Genomic DNA, 16178 nt, shown 5'->3' on the forward strand with positions numbered 1-16178 from the left:
ATCCGGATCAAGCACCCTTTCCGTTCACAGGAGCACCCGGTCAAGTGATGTTTTGCGGGTTCGTTAGCACTTTCGGCACCAAAGGGGCCATCAATCTCAACAGGGCTACTCCTAATGCCTATACCGTTTGGGTGTGAGTCTTAAGGTTTCCTTGATCGACGCGGTTCGAACGGGACTCGAGGAGCTCGCGGATCCGGTGAAGGCACTGGAGATGCAGGCGTACATGAAGTCCGACATGCCGTTCCTGGGCGTGCAGAAACCGGGACGCGTGACGTTGCTGAAGTCGCTGCCGCAGTTGCACGACCGGGACGAGTGGCTCGACGCGATCCAGGCGTTGTGGCGCGAGGCGACCTATCGCGAGGAGCGCTACGTCGCGTTGTCACTGAGCGGTGATCGCCGATTCCAGTCCGTCGCCCTGATGCCGTGGTTCGACGAGATGATCGTGACCGGCGCCTGGTGGGACTACGTCGACGAGATCGCGTCGAAACGCGTCGGACCACTGCTGCGTTCCTCACCGGAGGTGGTGCGGCCGTTGATGCTGCGGTGGTCCGTCGACGGCGACAGGTGGCGGCGGCGGACGTCGGTGATCTGCCAGCTCGGGTTCAAGGGCGCCACCGACGCGGACCTGCTCACCGCGTGCGTCGACGCCAACGTGGACGATCCCGACTTCTTCCTGCGCAAGGGGATCGGCTGGGCACTGCGCGAGTTCGCGAAGACCGAACCGGGCTGGGTGCGCTCGTTCGTCGAGGCGCGGCCGGGGTTGTCGCCGTTGTCACGGCGCGAAGCGTTGAAACACCTTTAGCGTCAGTACACATGAGGGGGAAACTCGTAAAACTCGAACCGCCCGGCGGCATGCGTGGATTACCGAGGCTTTGGCTTCACGCGAGGCGTTCGCACAAATCGAAGTCTCTTCGGGACGAGTGGGACGGCACGGCGATCAACCCCGGAGCCAAACTGCTGTTGCTGACCGAGGCCTTCGACGTGCGCGGCGCGTTGGGGTGCTGCGCGCGAACGACTCGCTAGCCGTGTTTCGCGCGACCTGAGTAGGTGAGCGGGAAGACGAGCTCGGCGCACGCCGCCGGAACGTCCTGGGCGACCTCGACCCTCATGGCGACCTCGACCGCGCCACCGGCGGGGATGTCCACGATGTCGGTGAGCGGCACGACCGTCAGCACACCGGACGGACACCCCTCGACGCGCTGCTGGGTGGCGTCGAGCGGCTGACCGGGCACCGCGGACAGGCTCTCGACGATGATGCCGACGGGGTTGGGGTTGGACAGCCGCACCTTGCGCTCACCCACGGCACCCGGCGTGAGCTCCACGGGAGCGCCGGAGATGTCGTTGATCTCGAACGGCTTGAGCTGCTGCATGCCCGACTCGCCGCTGCTCACGGAGTAGGCCATCGCCGGCGTCACCGGTTCCGGCCACGTCAGGTGCATGGCCGCCACGACCGCCGCGCCGACCATGAGGATCGTCAACGACACGGCGATCTCAAGGCGCGGACCCAGACTACGCATGGCGCAACTCTCCAGAGTCGTTGCTCCCAGGCGGTGGGTTCGCCTCTAGCTCCCCACCGGACCGGCGACCATACTCGCCCGGTGGTTCATCGCTTCGCCCCTCGGCCCTAGCGGGCCGCGTCGCCAATCTTGGAGAAGCTTCACGTACTGCGCAAGCGTCCGACGGGCGCCGATTTCCCCTTGTAATGAGGGACCTTTGGCACCTTGACAGCTACGCAGGGCTACCACCTGCTGATTTGATCCCAAATCCCAGTTCGGGGGATTCAGCCGATCGAGCGAACTTTCATGGGCAATTTATCTGCGTGTAGCTCGTGAGCCAGCTGCCGACCGTGGCCTGGACTCGAATGCGGTCGATCGAAGCGGTCACGCCGTACGTCAGGGAGGAGGTCGTGGCGCTCCGGTTGAAGTCGGCACCGGCCCCGTTTCCCTGTTGCCACAATACTGTGTACATAGTGGCGCCCGGCACCGCCTCCCACTTGACGACGGTGGTGCCGCCCTTCACGCACGACGTGATCACCAGCGGCTGGACGGTCCCCGCCTTGGCCGTGGCCACACCGTTCTTGGAGGTCTGCCACGCCGCTGACGCGGGCTGTGCCGCCACCACGAGCAGACACAGCGCCGCGGCGGCGGTCACGTAGCGCTTCATGCCCCGGTCCCGCTCGCGATCGTCACGGTCACCGGCACGTTGATCGTCGCGCCCTGGCAGGTGCTCGGCGCGCTCGCCGCCATCGACACGGTGATCTTGATGGACGTCGCGGCGCTCTGTGCCGGCAGCTGGACGCCGGGGTTCGACGCGATGGCCGTGACCCCGCAGTCGCTGCCGTTCGACGTGATCGACGTGACCGTCACCGGGTAGGGGTTGGGGTTCTGGACGTTGACGAACGCGTCGGCGCTGAGGCCGGGGTAGAGAAGGCCGGTGGGGACCGCGCCGCCGGTCACCACCGGAGCCTGTGCGGTACCGGCCTTGGTGGTCGCGGTACCTGTTCCGGAGCTCGTCCAGGCCGCGTAGGCGACGCCCGAGCCGAGCACCGCCGTCGTGACCGCGAGGACGATGACACCCCTGCGGACGTACCGCCGGCGGACGAGTTCCCTGAAGCTGATCATGGCTTGATCGCCGTTCCCGAGTAGGTGAGGGGGAAGGTGAGGTTTTTGCAGGCGTCGGGCGCGGACGCGGCCATGCGGACGGTCAGCGCCACTTCGGCGGAGCTGTTCTTGGCGACGACGACCGGCGCCGCGAGAGGGGCGACGGTCACGGCGTTCGCCGGGCAGTTCGGGGAGGGCCTGCCGACCGAGGTGTCCAGCCGGGAGACCTTGATGTCCTGGTTGTTGGGGTTGGTGACCCGCACCTTGCGGGTCACCGTCCCACCGGGGACCAACCCCGTCGCTGTGCCGGCGTCCGCGATCGTGAAGGCCTTGCCGGGGCTGTCCGCCGCGCTGCCGACCGGGGAGAGGGCCAGCAGCGCGACGAGCACGATCAGGGCGCGGCGCACGACTCAGGCAGCCGAGACGAGCGTCGCGGTCAGCGGCAGGGTGAACACCTTGGCCTGGCACGCGTCGCCGGCGTTGGCGTTCATGGTGGCCTGCAGCACGTAGGTGCCGGACTGACCGGTGGTGATCGTGCCGGCCGGGCTGCTCACGGCGACGCTGGTGACCGAGCCCTCTGCGCAGCCTTCGATCTCCGCGGACGCGCCGGCGCTGATCGAGGTGACCTTGACGGGGTAGCCGTTCGGATTGTTGATCGTCACCGAGAAGCTGACGGTGTTGCCGGGGTACAGGCCGCCCGCACCGTTGACCGGGCTGATGGTCGAGTTGACGCTCGTGGTGGAGCCGATGGTGCCGGAACCGGAGCCGTTGCTCGACCACGCGGCGTAGGCGATGCCGCCGCCCAGGGCGACGATGGCGACTGCTGCGATGAGGGCGGTGCGCTTGCGCATGTGGTTCTCCTGGGGTGGTGCTCGGTGGGTACGGCACCAAGTTTGGAGAACGCTCAACCACTACACAGCGTGCACAAGACATGAGAACGAGGGCCCTGGCGGCACTGTTGTCAACCAGCATGGAACCGCTACACGCACACGCGGACTACAGGTCAGGACTGTCCTTACGCGAAAAGGCCCGGGATTCTCAAAGAATCCCGGGCCTCACCAAGTGTAACCGATCAGGCGCGCAGAGCCGCGCCCACGCGTTCGCCGGCGGCGGCGACGGCGGCATCGCGGGCCGAGGTCGCCTCCTCCACCGTCAGCGTGCGATCCGCCGCGCGGAAGCGCAAGGAGTACGCGAGCGACTTCTTGCCCTCGCCCACCTGCTCGCCCGTGTAGACGTCGAACAGGCGAATGTCCTCGAGCAGGTCGCCCGCGGACGCGCCCAGGACCTCGGACACCGACTGCACCGGCACGGAGTCGTCGACGACCAGGGCCACGTCCAGCAGCACCGGCGGGTACGCCGACACGATCGGGGCCGGGCGGTGGTCGTCGAGCGGCAGCGCGTCGAGGTCGAGCTCGAACGCCACGGTCCGCTTGGGCAGACCCAGCTTCTCGACCACCTTCGGGTGCAGCTCACCGGCGTGGCCGACGGGCCAGTCGCCGACGCGCAGCTCGGCACAACGGCCGGGATGCCACGGGAGCAGGTCCGACGCCACGACGCGCAGCGTCACGCCGTACGCGGCACCGACGCGGCGGGCTGCCTCGACGGCGTCCGACCAGCCGGCGATGCGGCCCTTGCCCCACCAACCGGCCAGTTCGCGGTGACCCGTGAGCACACCCGCGACGTGCAGCGGCTGGTGCGGCAGCGAGGCCAGCAGCGAGGCCAGTTCGGCCTCGGTCGGCCGGCGGTCGACGCCCAGCGCCGGCACCGGGACCTGCTGCGCGCGCGGCAGCGTCACCTGGGCGATGTTGTAGAGCGAGACGTCCTTCGCACCGCGGGCGAGGTTGCGCTGCACCGTCTCCAAGAGCCCCGGCAGCAAGGTCGTCGCGAGGACGTTCTTGTCCGCCTCCAGCGGGTTCAGCACGCCGACGGTGTTGCGGCGGATGTCGTCCGCCGCGAGACCGAACGCGTCGAACACCGACGGGTCGATGAACGGGAACGGCTTGACCTCGACGAAACCGTCCTCGGCGAGCGTGCGCCACACCGTGCGGCGGCGGCGCTGCTGCTCGGTCAGGCCGCGGCCGGCGGGAGCGGGCGGCAGCACCGACGGAATCGTGTCGTAGCCCTCCAGGCGCAGCACCTCCTCCACCAGGTCGGCGGGCTGCACGAGGTCGGCACGCCACGTCGGCGGCACGGCCGTGACGATCGTCTGGCCCTCCTCCGACGTCGTCACCGAGACCTGGCAGCCGATCTGGCCGAGCCGCCGCGCCGTGACGCCCCGCGCGTAGCGGACGCCGGCGACGCGGTCCGGCAGGTCGATCGGCATCGACACCGCCTCGGGCAGCGTCGGCACGCCCACGTCGGTGCGGCCGGGCTTGATCTGGCCCTCGGCGTAGTGGTTGAGCAGCTTCGCGGCGCGTTCCAGCGCGACCGGGGCCAGCGCCGGGTCGACCGTGCGCTCGAAGCGCTTCGCGGCCTCGGACGGCAGCTTGTGGCGGCGGACCGTGCGCGCGATGGACGCCGGGTCCCAGTTCGCCGCTTCCAGCAGGATGTCCGAGGAGGTGTCGCCGACCTCGGTCGACGCACCGCCCATGACACCGGCCAGCGAGATCACGCCGGAGTCGTCCGCGATCACGATGTCGTCGACGTCGAGGGCGCGGACCTGGTCGTCGAGCGTCGTGAGCTTCTCGCCCGCGAGCGCGCGGCGGACCGTCAGCGCGCCGGACAACGCCGAGGCGTCGAACGCGTGCAGCGGCTGGCCCAGTTCGAGCATCACGTAGTTCGTGACGTCGACCGGCAGCGAGATCGAGCGCATGCCCGCGAGCATCAGGCGGCGGCGCATCCACCACGGCGTGGGCGCGGTCGGGTCGACACCGGTGACCCGGCGGGCGACGAACCGCGAGCAGCCGGGACGGTCCTCGATGTGGACCGGCCACGCCTCGCCCTCGGGCTCGGGGACCTCGACCGTGCCGGGGTCGCCGAACGGCACGTCGAGCGCGCAGGCGATCTCCCGGGCGAGGCCGCGGACCGAGAACGCGTAACCGCGGTCCGGGGTCGGCGCGAGCTCGAGGACGCTGTCGTTCAGGCCGAGCAGCTCCATGGCGTCGTCGCCGGGCTGCGCGGTGCCGGTGGGCAGCACGAGGATGCCGGAGTGGTCGTCGCCGATGCCGAGCTCGTCGGCGGCGCAGATCATGCCCTGCGACACGCGGCCGTACGTCTTGCGCTCGGCGATCACGAAGTCGCCCGGCAGGACGGCGCCGGGCAGCGCGACGACGACCGAGTCGCCCTCGACGAAGTTCGTGGCGCCGCAGATGATCTGGTTGACCTGCTCGGGGCCGACCTCGACCTTGCAGTAGCGGATCGGCTTCTTGAACTCGGTGAGCTCCTCGATCTCGACGACGCGACCGGCGACGATCGGGCCGGTCACCGGTCCGAGCGGGGTCACCTCCTCGACCTCGATGCCGATGCGGGTGAACGCCTCGGCGAGCTCGTCGGGCGTGGGGACTTCGTCGAAACCGAGGTGTTCGACCAGCCAGCTGACCGGGACGCGCATCCGGATCAGGCCTCCGTTCCGAAAGGCTGGGTGAAGCGGACGTCGCCCTCGACCATGTCGCGCATGTCGGGAAGGCCGTTGCGGAACTGCAGGGTGCGTTCCAGGCCCATGCCGAACGCGAAGCCTGAGTAGACGTCCGGGTCGACGCCGGTGGCGCGCAGCACGTTGGGGTTGACCATGCCGCAGCCGCCCCACTCGACCCAGCCGGCGCCGCCCTTCTTCTCCGGGAACCACACGTCGACCTCGGCCGACGGCTCGGTGAAGGGGAAGAAGCTCGGGCGCAGGCGGGTCTTCGAGTCCTCGCCGAACATCGAGCGCGCGAACGCGTCGAGCGTGCCCTTGAGGTGGCCCATGGTCAGGCCCTTGTCGATCGCGAGGCCCTCGACCTGGTGGAACACCGGGGTGTGCGTCGCGTCGAGCTCGTCGGTGCGGAACGTGCGGCCGGGACACACGACGTACACCGGCAGCTCGCGCTCCAGCAGCGTGCGGGCCTGCACGGGCGAGGTGTGCGTGCGCAGGACGAGCTGCGAGTCACCCGGCGCGATGTAGAACGTGTCCTGCATCGAGCGGGCCGGGTGGTCCTTGCCGAAGTTGAGCGCGTCGAAGTTGAACCACTCGGTCTCGAGCTCGGGGCCTTCGGCGATCTCGTAGCCCATGGCCACGAAGACGTCACCGATGCGCTCGGCGAGCGTGGTGATCGGGTGGCGCGCGCCGCGCGGGAAGCGGTCCCAGGGCAGCGTGACGTCGACGGACTCCTCGCGCAGCACCCGCTCGTCGCGTTCGACCTGGAGCACGGCGAAGCGTTCGTCGAACGCGGTCTTGATCGCGGACTGCGCCTCGTTCACCCGCTTGCCGGCCTCGGCCTTGGCCTTGGGGGGCAGGGCGCCGATCTCGCGGCGGGCCAGCAGGACGGGAGACCGGTCACCGAGGTGGCCGGGCTTGACCGCGGCGAGCGCCTCGAGGTCGGCGGCTCCGGCGAACGCCTCGCGCGCCTTCTGCACGGCCGCGTCGAGGTTCTCGGCCGACAGCGCCGCGACCTGCTTCGGGTCGTACGGGTCGTTGGCTCCGGACATGGTTGTAGTACAGCTCCCGTCACGGACATCAGTAATGAACAGGCCGATCCTAGTCGGTGCGCTGGTGACCGCTCCGGAGCGTTCCGTTAAAGGGCGGCACCGGCTCCCGTGTCGTCTCTAGGATGGGCGGCATCATGGGGCACACCTTCCGCGTCGACCTGCGCGGCATCATCGACCTGCTCAGCCACCACCTCTACAGCAGCCCTCGCGTCTACGTACGTGAACTGCTGCAGAACGCCGTCGACGCGATCACGGCCCGGCGGGAGCTCGACCCGTCCTGTCCCGCCGACATCACGATCACCTGCGGTCCGGCGCTGACGATCACCGACACCGGCGTGGGGCTCACCGAGGCCGAGGTCCACGAGCTGCTGTCCACGCTCGGCCGCACGTCGAAGCGGGACGACCTGGGGTTCGCCCGCGAGGGGTTCCTCGGCCAGTTCGGCGTCGGCATGCTGTCGTGCTTCCTCGTCGCCTCGTCCGTGACGGTGATCACGCGGTCCGCCCGCGGTGGTCCGGCCGTGCGCTGGGAGGCGGACTCGTCGGGCAACTACACGGTGTCCGAAGTGGACAGCGCGGACGGCGTGCCGGTCGGCACGTCGGTGCGGCTGAGTGCTTCACGCGGCAACGACCACTGGCTGGAAGCCGACGTCGTGCGGCCGCTGGTGAGCGACTACGGCGATCTGCTGCCGGCCGTCGTGACGCTGGACGGCACCCAGGTCACCCGTGGCGTGCGCCCGTGGGACGGTGTCGAGGACGGAGAGGACGCGGACCTTTCCGAGTACTGCGAGCAGGTCTTCGGGTTCACGCCGTTCGAGTCGATCCCGATCGAGGTCGAGGCGGCGGGACTGACCGGTGTCGCGTTCGTGCTGCCGTCCGGGGTGCATCCGGGCACGCGCCAGACGCACCGGGTGTACCTCAAGCGGATGCTGGTCGGCGACAACGTCGAGGGCCTGCTGCCGGACTGGGCCTACTTCGTGCGGTGTGTGGTCGACGCGTCCGCGATCAGGCCGACGGCGTCGCGCGAGTCGCTCTACCAGGACGAGATGCTGCTGGCGGTGCGCGAGGAGCTGGGTGAGCAGATCCGCGACTGGCTGATCAGGCTGGACGCGATCGAGCCGCGCCGGGCCGGTGAGCTGCTGGCCGCGCACCACCTGGGCATCAAGTCGCTGGCCCGCTCGGACGACGAGATGCTGCGCCTGGTCGAGCGCTGGCTGCCGTTCGAGACGACCGAGGGCGCGATCCCGCTGCGGCAGTTCAAGCGCAAGCACGGCGCGATCCTCTACATCCCGGACGTCGACGAGTTCCACCAGCTCGCGCCGGTCGCGGCCGCGCAGGGGCTCGGGCTCGTGAACGCGGGCTACGCCTACGACATGGAGCTGCTGAACCGGCTCAGCGCGCTGGACGGCCCGGCCGTCGCGCGCCGGGTCGCGCCGTCGGAACTGCTGGCGGCGCTGGCCGATCCGGAGCCGGACGTCGAGACGGCGCTGCGGCTGCGGCTCTCCGAGGCCGCGGCGGTGCTGGACCGGCACGACTGCGACGCGGTGATCCGCGACTTCGACCCGGTCTCGTTGCCCGCGCTGCTGATCAGCAACGCGGAGCAGCAGCGCAAGCTCGACACCGAGCAGACCGCCGAGGAGGTGACGGACCCGTTGTGGGCGGAGCTGCTCGGGCAGCTGACCGCCGGGTCCGACTCGTCGCGCGCCGAGCAGCTGGTCCTCAACTGCCGCAACCCGCTCGTGCAACGGCTGGCGCGGCTGGGCGACCCGTCGCTGGTGGAGCTGACGCTCGAATCTCTTTACGTGCACGCCGTTCTGCAGGCTCGGCGGCCGATGCGACCGAAGGACACGGCGGCGCTGAACCGCTCGTTCCTGGAACTTCTCGACCGCGCCGTTGGGGGCAAGTGAACATGGCCGACTTCACCGCCGAGGACGCGGAACGGGCGTTCCTGGAGGCGTACAACATGCCCACGGGCATGCCGAAGCACGAGGCGCTGGAACGGGCCGCGCGCATGTCGGACGCGCTCGGGCACCTGCCGCTCGGCGTCTCGTGCCGGACCGCGCTGATCGACTCGGCGTACTACCTGTCGCGCTACGACCTGATGCTCGCGCCGTTCGCGTGGGTGCGGGCCGCGGAGGAGAAGGACCCCGAGGCGTTCAACGAGTACGAGGTCCACTCGCTGAACTGGGCGCACAAGTGGATCGCGACGGGGCTGCGCCGCGACCCGAAGTTCTCGCTGGAGCAGCTGCAGGCGGTGATCGGGCAGCTCGCGGACCGCTACGGCAGGCTCGGTTTCTCGGTGCAGCCGGTGCACGGCGCCCGCGCCGAGTACGCCTACCACGTCGGTGACATGACGGGCCTGGCCGAACAGCTCGGGCGTTATCTCGCCACGGAACGCGGGCCGATGGCGGACTGCGAGGCCTGCGTGATCGAGGAGCAGGTCTGGATGCTGGCGCGGCTCGGCCGTCACCAGGAGGCCGCCGCGCACGGCTGGGAGGGCCTGTCGGGCAACACCGGCTGCGCGACGCAGCCGCAGGGCATCCTGTCCGCGCTGCTGTGGCCGTTGCTGGAGACCGGCGAGCTCGAGAAGGCCGCGCACGCGCACACCACGGCGTACCGGTTGATCAAGGACGACGAGATCACCTCGTACGTGCACGAGCACATCCGGTTCTGCGCGTTGACGGGCAACCTGTCGCGCGGCGAGGACATCCTGCGCCGCACGCTGCACAAGGTGAAGGGCGTGCAGCTGCCGGCCGACGAGATGTCGTTCGCGGAGTGCGCTTCCGTGCTGTTGCAGCGACTTCCGGCCGACACGGTGTTCGAGGTCCCCGCGGTCGGCACCCGGACGGCCGCCGAACTGCTCGACCGGCTGTCGAAGCGGGCCCTGCAGCTCGCGCGGCAGTTCGACGAGCGCAACGGCACGGCCGCGTGGGTCGACCGGATCACGAAGTCGCTGGAGCAGAAGGACTACCCGCTGGTCGAGCTCGCGGTGCCGGCCGCGCCGGTGGTCGCGGTGCCCGAGCAGTCGGTGCTGTTCGGCGACCCGGTGGAGATCGCCGAGTCGATGGTGGCGCTGTACGACCAGGGCGACTTCGTGAAGGCGCGGCGGATGCTCGACTCGCTGCCCGCGGACATGGACTCGTTGCTGCCGCCCGATCTCGCCGCGCACGCGGGCATCCGGCGGATGACGACCGGGCTCGTGCCGTTCGACCCGGAGGTGTTCGACGGACTGCTGGCGGCACTGCCCGCCGACCTCGCGCTGCGCTACCAGGCACGGCTCGCGATGGGGCTCCCGGCAGGCCGGGAACTCGCCGAACGGTGCCTGGCCGAGGCGACGACGGACTACACCCGGACGGTCGCGGCGCTGACGCTGGCCGAGCTGTACGACGACGCGCACGAGCACGAGCGCGGCAACGAGATGATCGCGCTGGCGTCCTCTTTGGACGTTCCGGAGCTGCGCGGCCGGGTCGCGGTCGAGACGGCGGAGCACAAGGCGAGGCAGCAGGACCTCGACGGCGCGTACGCGGACGTCCTGACGGTCCTGGCGGGTGAGCTGCCGCTGAACGCCCGCTTCGAGGGTTACCGGCTGCGGCTGCGGCTGGAGACGTTGCTGCGCAAGGTTCCCGAGGCGGTGGCGACGGCACGTGAGTTCGTGTCGGCGTTCCCGCTGCCGGAAGCCGCGGAGGCCCGCTGGTACCAGGTCGCGACGATCCAGGAACTCGACCAGGAAGGCGCCTGCCTGGGTGATCTGCGCGAGGCCGTGGCGATCTCGCGCGTGCACCTCTCCCCCGGCCACACCGCGCACTTCTGCTTCGCGCTGAGCGGCGGCTACGTGCAGACCGACCGGTTCGTCGAGGCCGCCGAGGTGCTCGAGGAGTCGTTGCGGCTGGTGCAGGACGGCCAGGAGGACCTGCGGCTGCAGGTCGTGTTCCGGCTCGGGCAGGTGTGCCGCAAGCTGGGCGAACTCCCGGCGGCCGAGCGCTACCTGCGTGAGGCGGCCGGCCTGTTGCCTCCCGAGGAGGCGGGGCGCCGGGCGTTCCTGCTCGACGCGCTGGCCTCGGTGCAGGGCCGCCTCGACAAGCACGACGAGGCGATCGCGTCCTGGCGGGCCGGTGCCGCGCTGTGGCAGCAGGAGGGCAACCTCTCGGAGGCGATCGGCTCGCTGGTCGAGCTGGCCTCGAGCCTGCCCGACGACGAGATCACCGAGACCCGTGCGGCGGTGAACGACGCCGAGGCGTTGCTGCCGCTGCTGGACGAGCCGACGGAGGTCACCCGGCGGCAGGCGGAGATCGCCGCGATCCGCGCGTGGGTGCACGGCCAGGCCGGCGAGTTCGCGCAGGCGATGAAGCAGTACCGCGACGCCGAGGCGTTGGTGGTGTCGCTGGGCGACACGGGCTGGCAGGTGTTCGTCGTGCTGAAGGCGGCACACGTGCTGCTGGTGGCCGACGACGCCGCGGGCGCGGAGGCCGAGGCGCGCCGGGCGGCATCACTGCTGCCCGACGACAACCAGGTCTCCAACGTGCTCTCGATGCTGTCGGAAGCGTTGCGGCGCCAGAACAAGCCGTCCGGTACCGATCCGCTGGTGCGCGAGCTGACCGCCCGTCTGGACTAGCCGGTGAGGGGAGCTTTCGGCCTGACAGGGCGAAAGCTCCCCTCAGAGGCGATCAGCGCGTCCCCTGGAGGATCGAACGCCCCTGGCGCGAATCACTCGAGTGTTACCGTTCTCGCGCGGTTCGACCTGCAACGCCGTACTTCTTGGGGGTTGATCATGGTGGACATGTGGATGTTGTCCGTTGCCGCGGCACTCGTCGGTCGTGTGGAGGAGTGGGACTCCGCGGCTCTGACGCAGCTGGAGGAAGCGGTCCGTGCGGTTCCCGGACTGGGCGACGCACTGGATGCGGCTCGCGCGGCAAACGAGTCCGACACGATCGACCTCGCGGTGGAACTGGCGAACGGTCTCAAGGCCGCCTACGACGGTGACGGCCACTTCTCCAGTCTGCTCGACACCGTCTGGCCCGAGGTGCTGTTCGGCCCCAAGGCGAAGAGGGTGGGCAACGTCAACGTCGGCGTCGTCAACGGCACCCTGATCCAGCTGGGTGTCGTCGGCACGGTCAACTTCGACGATCGACCGAAAACGGTCCGGTCGCGATTCCCGTTCTTCGGCGCTGAGCGACGCGCCAAGAAGCAGCGCCCGTGACCACCGACGTGCCGTCATCCTGTCGAACCCGGTGTCAACGCGCGCTCATCGGCTAGACCGCGCCTTCTCGTAGGCCACCGCGAAGGCCTCGTCCTCGGGCACCGCGATGTGCGGGACCACTCCGACGCCCTCCCAGTTGGTGCCGGAGACCGGGTTGATGGCGCGGCCGTTGGGAACGGCGGACTTGAGGTGCGGGCCGACCCGGTAGCGCTCGCCGGGGTGGGCGCCGCCCTTGGTGGTCTCGCCGATGAGCATGGCGCGCTCGTTCTGCTGGAGGTTGTAGCTCAGTTCCTCGGCGCCGGAGAACGTGCGGCTGCTCGTGAGGACGTAGACGGGCTTCTTGCCGCCGAACTTCGGACCCGGCACGTGCGCGAGCGTCCAGAACTGCTGGGTGACGTCTTCCGGGCGGTTGTAGATGTCGTTGAGGTGCACCGGTTCGTCGAACAGGTAGCTGCAGATCAACGCGACCGTGTGCGGGTCGCCGCCGCGGTTGTTGCGCAGATCGATGATCAACGCGTCGGTGTGCGCGATCAGGTTCATCGCGGCGACGTAGGCCGGCGTGGCGATCTCGGCGTCGTGCAGCAGGCGGAGGTCGAGCAGGCCGACGTTGCCTTCCAGCCGCTCGACCTTGTGGATGCCGAAGGCGTCCTGCTCGGCTTCTTTCCGGTAGGCCACCGGGTCCCAGGCCGAGTCCTGGCCGGTCTCGGGCACCTCTTCGACGCTGTGGAGCAGGCGCAGGTGCTTGTCGCCGTTGACCGACTGCAGGTCCTCGGTCACCTTCGCCGCGAACTGCTCGTCATCGTCCACATCGGAGTAAGCGCCCTCTTCCAGACGCTCTCTCAGGACCTTGGCGATTTCGGCTGCCGTGTCGGGGAAAACGTAGTAGGAGGCGAGCTGGGAGCACAGGATCTCGATCTCGGGTTCACGCACGGGCGCACAGTAACCGCGCGCCCGGCACCCGTCAGCTCAATTCCTCTGGTCCCTGGCGGAGGCGTAGAGGCACACCGCCGCGGCCGTCGCGAGGTTCAGGCTCTCTGCGGCGCCGTACAGCGGCACCTTCAGCGAGGTGTCCAGCTTCGCCACGACGTCGTCGGGCAGGCCGTGGGCCTCGCTGCCGAAGACCCACGCGGTGGGCTGAGCCAGGTCGCCGTTCGCCGACGCCTCGACCAGGTCCTGCTTCGCGTACCCGTCGGCGGCGACGAGCCTCAGCCCGGCCCGGCGGCACGCGGCGAAGACCTCGTCGGCGTCACGGGAACGGGCGATCGGCAGGTGGAAGAGCGAGCCGGTGGAGGCGCGCACGCACTTGCCGTTGTGCGGGTCGACCGTGTCGCCCGCGAAGATCACCGCGTCCGCTCCGGCCGCGTCGGCCACGCGCGTGACGGTGCCCGCGTTGCCCGGGTCGGAGACGCCGTACAGCACGGCGACGAGGCGGGGAGTGCCCCGCAGCGCTGCCTCGAGAGGCTGCGGCACGACGTCGCAGACCGCGACGATGCCTTGCGGCGTCACGGTTTCCGACAGGGAGGCTGCGGCCTTGTCGTCGACCTCGCTGATCCGGACGCCCTGGTTCGAGGCGGTCTGGAGCAGCTCGGTGTTGCGTTCCGCGGCCGTCGCCGTGACGAAGAGTTCGTGCACCTCGCCGGACTTCCAGGCGAGTGCCTCACGCACGGCCTGGGCGCCCTCGACGAGGAAGCGACCGGCCTTGTCACGGCCCTGGCGGCGGGTCAGGTGGCGAGCAGCAACGACCCGAGGCGTCCGTTCGGTGAACGGAGCTGCCTCGGGTCGGTTGTGCTCGCGTGCGTGCTGGCTCAGGCCTGGTCCCCGGCCGGAGCGTTCACGTCGGCCGGGAGCGCCTTGCGGGCGATCTCGACGAGCGCGGTGAAGGCGGTGGCGTCGTGGACGGCGAGGTCCGCGAGGATCTTGCGGTCGACCTCGACACCGCCCAGGCGCAGGCCCTGGATGAGGCGGTTGTAGGTCATGCCGTTCGCACGGGACGCAGCGTTGATGCGCTGGATCCACAGCTTGCGGAAGTCGCCCTTGCGCGCACGGCGGTCGCGGTACGCGTAGTTGAGCGAGTGGAGCACCTGCTCCTTGGCCTTGCGGTACAGCCTCGAGCGCTGGCCGCGGTAACCGCTGGCGAGCTCGAGAACGGTACGACGCTTCTTCTGGGCGTTTACAGCCCGCTTGACGCGTGCCACGGGTACATCCTGTCGATCTCATGGGGAAACCGGCGTCGGGGGCCGGTTTCCCGAGTTAGCTAGGGGGTGTCGAAGCGGGTCAGAGACCGAGCAGCTTCTTGATGCGCGGGGCGTCGTTCTCCGACACGACCGCGGTGCCGCTCATGCGACGCGTCACCTTGCTGGACTTCTTCTCCAGGATGTGGCGCTTGCCGGCCTTCTCCCGGAGGATCTTGCCGCTGCCGGTGACCTTGAAGCGCTTCGAGGTCCCGCTGTGCGTCTTGTTCTTCGGCATTTCCGTCCTCGTCTCGTGCTACCCACCGGAGTCGGGGGCGGGCGTGCGTCCTACGCCTCTTCCGAAGCGGTGTCGTCCGCCTCGGGCGCGTCGTCGTCGCTCTTGACCACGCGCGGCTTGATGTTCTTGTGCGGCGCCAACACCATGATCATGTTGCGGCCGTCCTGCTTCGGGTTCGACTCGACGAAGCCCAGTTCCGCGACGTCCTCCGCCAGCTTCTGCAGGAGCCTGTAGCCGAGCTCGGGGCGCGACTGCTCGCGACCGCGGAACATGATGGTCACCTTGACCTTGTTCCCGTGCGAGAGGAAGCGGGCCACGTGGCCCTTCTTCGTCTGGTAGTCGTGCGGGTCGATCTTCGGGCGGAGCTTCTGCTCCTTGATGACCGTCAGCTGCTGGTTCCGACGAGATTCGCGAGCCTTCTGCGCCGTCTCGTACTTGAACTTGCCGTAGTCCATGAGCTTGCAGACCGGCGGGCGAGCCTGAGCGGCGACCTCGACGAGGTCGAGATCCGCTTCCTGCGCGAGTCGGAGCGCGTCCTCGATGCGAACGATCCCGACCTGCTCACCATTCGGCCCGACCAGACGAACTTCCGGCACCCGAATGCGGTCGTTGATGCGCGGCTCGGTGCTGACGGGTGCACCGCGGTTCGAGGGACTTGTCATTCACGTCCTTTGAGACTCGGTTGCGCCAAAAACAAGAGCCCCGTCGTCGATGACGACAGGGCCCGCTTCCGACCGATCTCACACCCGACCTGCTGACACCCGTGTGCCTGCGATCTGATGGACCGGACCCGGCCACCTCAAGAAGCGGTGAACGCGGGTGGGAGCGGGGCTCCACTTGCCGCTCTCGCACTCACGAGAGCTGGTCGCGTCGGAAATACTAGCAGACGCTCTTGTCAACCCCCGAATCGAGGCTCTGTGACATGCGCTTGCTTGAATGTCGGGGTGACTGATCCGCTGGAAGACAGCATCCGTGACCTGGGCGATGTCCCGAGCATCGAGGTCATCAGCCGGGCGGCCGTGATGCTGCTGTCCGCCGCAGCCGAACGCCTCGGCCTCGCGGACCCGGACCCCGACAACTCCCCGCGCCGCGACCTCGACGAGGCCCGCCGCCTGATCACCGGCCTGGCCGGCCTGGTCACGGCCACCTCCGAGTACCTCGGCCCGCACGCCGCGCCGCTGAAGGACGGCCTGCAGTCGGTGCAGCGCGCGTTCCGCGAGGCCTCGGCCGTGCCGGACGAGCCGGGCCAGGGTCCGGGCGAGAAGTTCACCGGTCCCGTCTACTGACCAGCG

The 16178-nt window shown here is 69.4% G+C and carries 17 protein-coding genes; 5 read left to right on the forward strand and 12 right to left on the reverse strand.

Annotated elements, in window-relative coordinates; all coding sequences use genetic code 11:
- The first annotated feature begins 133 nt into the window (after nt 1–133).
- Complete coding sequence (locus PV646_RS00090) at nt 134–802, forward strand: DNA alkylation repair protein (RefSeq protein WP_500339380.1); 669 nt, start codon at nt 134–136, stop codon at nt 800–802.
- 217 nt (nt 803–1019) lie between these two features.
- Here the strand turns inward: PV646_RS00090 and PV646_RS00095 are convergent, their stop codons facing one another.
- The 7 genes from PV646_RS00095 to pheS form a co-directional block, all read right to left on the reverse strand.
- Nucleotides 1020–1517 (reverse strand): hypothetical protein, encoded by a 498-nt coding sequence (locus tag PV646_RS00095; protein ID WP_189159646.1) that lies wholly within the window; start codon nt 1515–1517, stop codon nt 1020–1022.
- Between the two features lie 283 nt (nt 1518–1800).
- The gene (locus PV646_RS00100; RefSeq protein WP_500339381.1) at nt 1801–2163 is read right to left on the reverse strand and encodes a hypothetical protein; all 363 of its coding nucleotides are present in this window, start codon (nt 2161–2163) and stop codon (nt 1801–1803) included.
- Nucleotides 2160–2621 carry a hypothetical protein gene (locus tag PV646_RS00105; protein WP_500339382.1) on the reverse strand — a complete coding sequence of 154 codons (462 nt, stop codon included), beginning with the start codon at nt 2619–2621 and terminating at the stop codon, nt 2160–2162. Before PV646_RS00105 ends, PV646_RS00100 begins: the two co-directional genes overlap by 4 nt.
- A complete protein-coding gene (locus PV646_RS00110; protein WP_500339383.1) occupies nt 2618–3007 on the reverse strand; it encodes a hypothetical protein in 390 nt (129 codons plus the stop codon). The genes PV646_RS00105 and PV646_RS00110 overlap by 4 nt, the downstream gene beginning before the upstream one ends.
- 3 nt (nt 3008–3010) lie before the next feature.
- Entirely contained in the window at nt 3011–3451 is a 441-nt protein-coding gene (locus PV646_RS00115) for a hypothetical protein (RefSeq protein WP_500339384.1), read from the reverse strand.
- A 221-nt stretch (nt 3452–3672) separates the two neighbouring features.
- Nucleotides 3673–6150: a phenylalanine--tRNA ligase subunit beta gene (gene pheT / locus PV646_RS00120; protein ID WP_500339385.1), complete on the reverse strand. Its 2478-nt coding sequence runs from the start codon at nt 6148–6150 to the stop codon at nt 3673–3675.
- A 5-nt stretch (nt 6151–6155) separates the two neighbouring features.
- Nucleotides 6156–7223 (reverse strand): phenylalanine--tRNA ligase subunit alpha, encoded by a 1068-nt coding sequence (pheS, locus tag PV646_RS00125; RefSeq protein WP_439660556.1) that lies wholly within the window; start codon nt 7221–7223, stop codon nt 6156–6158.
- Nucleotides 7224–7345: 122 nt separating this feature from the next.
- On the opposite strand from pheS, the gene PV646_RS00130 reads away from it, so the two are divergent.
- The 3 genes from PV646_RS00130 to PV646_RS00140 all read left to right on the forward strand — a co-directional run bounded on the left by PV646_RS00130 (nt 7346) and on the right by PV646_RS00140 (nt 12417).
- Nucleotides 7346–9127, forward strand: coding sequence for an HSP90 family protein (locus tag PV646_RS00130; protein WP_500339386.1), 1782 nt, complete (start codon nt 7346–7348; stop codon nt 9125–9127).
- A gap of 2 nt (nt 9128–9129) precedes the next feature.
- On the forward strand, nt 9130–11832 hold the full coding sequence (locus PV646_RS00135) for a hypothetical protein (RefSeq protein ID WP_500339387.1): 2703 nt from the start codon (nt 9130–9132) through the stop codon (nt 11830–11832).
- A gap of 156 nt (nt 11833–11988) precedes the next feature.
- Complete coding sequence (locus PV646_RS00140) at nt 11989–12417, forward strand: hypothetical protein (protein WP_500339388.1); 429 nt, start codon at nt 11989–11991, stop codon at nt 12415–12417.
- 45 nt (nt 12418–12462) lie between these two features.
- Here PV646_RS00140 and PV646_RS00145 read toward each other — a convergent pair whose 3' ends face one another.
- The 5 genes from PV646_RS00145 to infC form a co-directional block, all read right to left on the reverse strand.
- Entirely contained in the window at nt 12463–13347 is an 885-nt protein-coding gene (locus PV646_RS00145; protein ID WP_500339389.1) for a S41 family peptidase, read from the reverse strand.
- 36 nt (nt 13348–13383) lie between these two features.
- Nucleotides 13384–14226, reverse strand: coding sequence for a TrmH family RNA methyltransferase (locus tag PV646_RS00150; protein WP_500342209.1), 843 nt, complete (start codon nt 14224–14226; stop codon nt 13384–13386).
- The gene (gene rplT, locus PV646_RS00155; protein WP_090067920.1) at nt 14223–14612 is read right to left on the reverse strand and encodes a 50S ribosomal protein L20; all 390 of its coding nucleotides are present in this window, start codon (nt 14610–14612) and stop codon (nt 14223–14225) included. Before rplT ends, PV646_RS00150 begins: the two co-directional genes overlap by 4 nt.
- A gap of 79 nt (nt 14613–14691) precedes the next feature.
- Complete coding sequence (rpmI, locus tag PV646_RS00160; RefSeq protein WP_086663968.1) at nt 14692–14886, reverse strand: 50S ribosomal protein L35; 195 nt, start codon at nt 14884–14886, stop codon at nt 14692–14694.
- 50 nt (nt 14887–14936) lie between these two features.
- Nucleotides 14937–15548: a translation initiation factor IF-3 gene (gene infC, locus PV646_RS00165; protein WP_500339390.1), complete on the reverse strand. Its 612-nt coding sequence runs from the start codon at nt 15546–15548 to the stop codon at nt 14937–14939.
- Nucleotides 15549–15830: 282 nt separating this feature from the next.
- Between infC and PV646_RS00170 the strand changes: the two genes are divergently transcribed.
- Complete coding sequence (locus tag PV646_RS00170) at nt 15831–16172, forward strand: DUF1844 domain-containing protein (protein ID WP_090067916.1); 342 nt, start codon at nt 15831–15833, stop codon at nt 16170–16172.
- The last annotated feature ends 6 nt before the right edge of the window (nt 16173–16178 follow it).

It is taken from the genome of Streptomyces sp. ID05-26A, assembly GCF_033794685.1.
GTDB lineage: Bacteria > Actinomycetota > Actinomycetes > Mycobacteriales > Pseudonocardiaceae > Lentzea.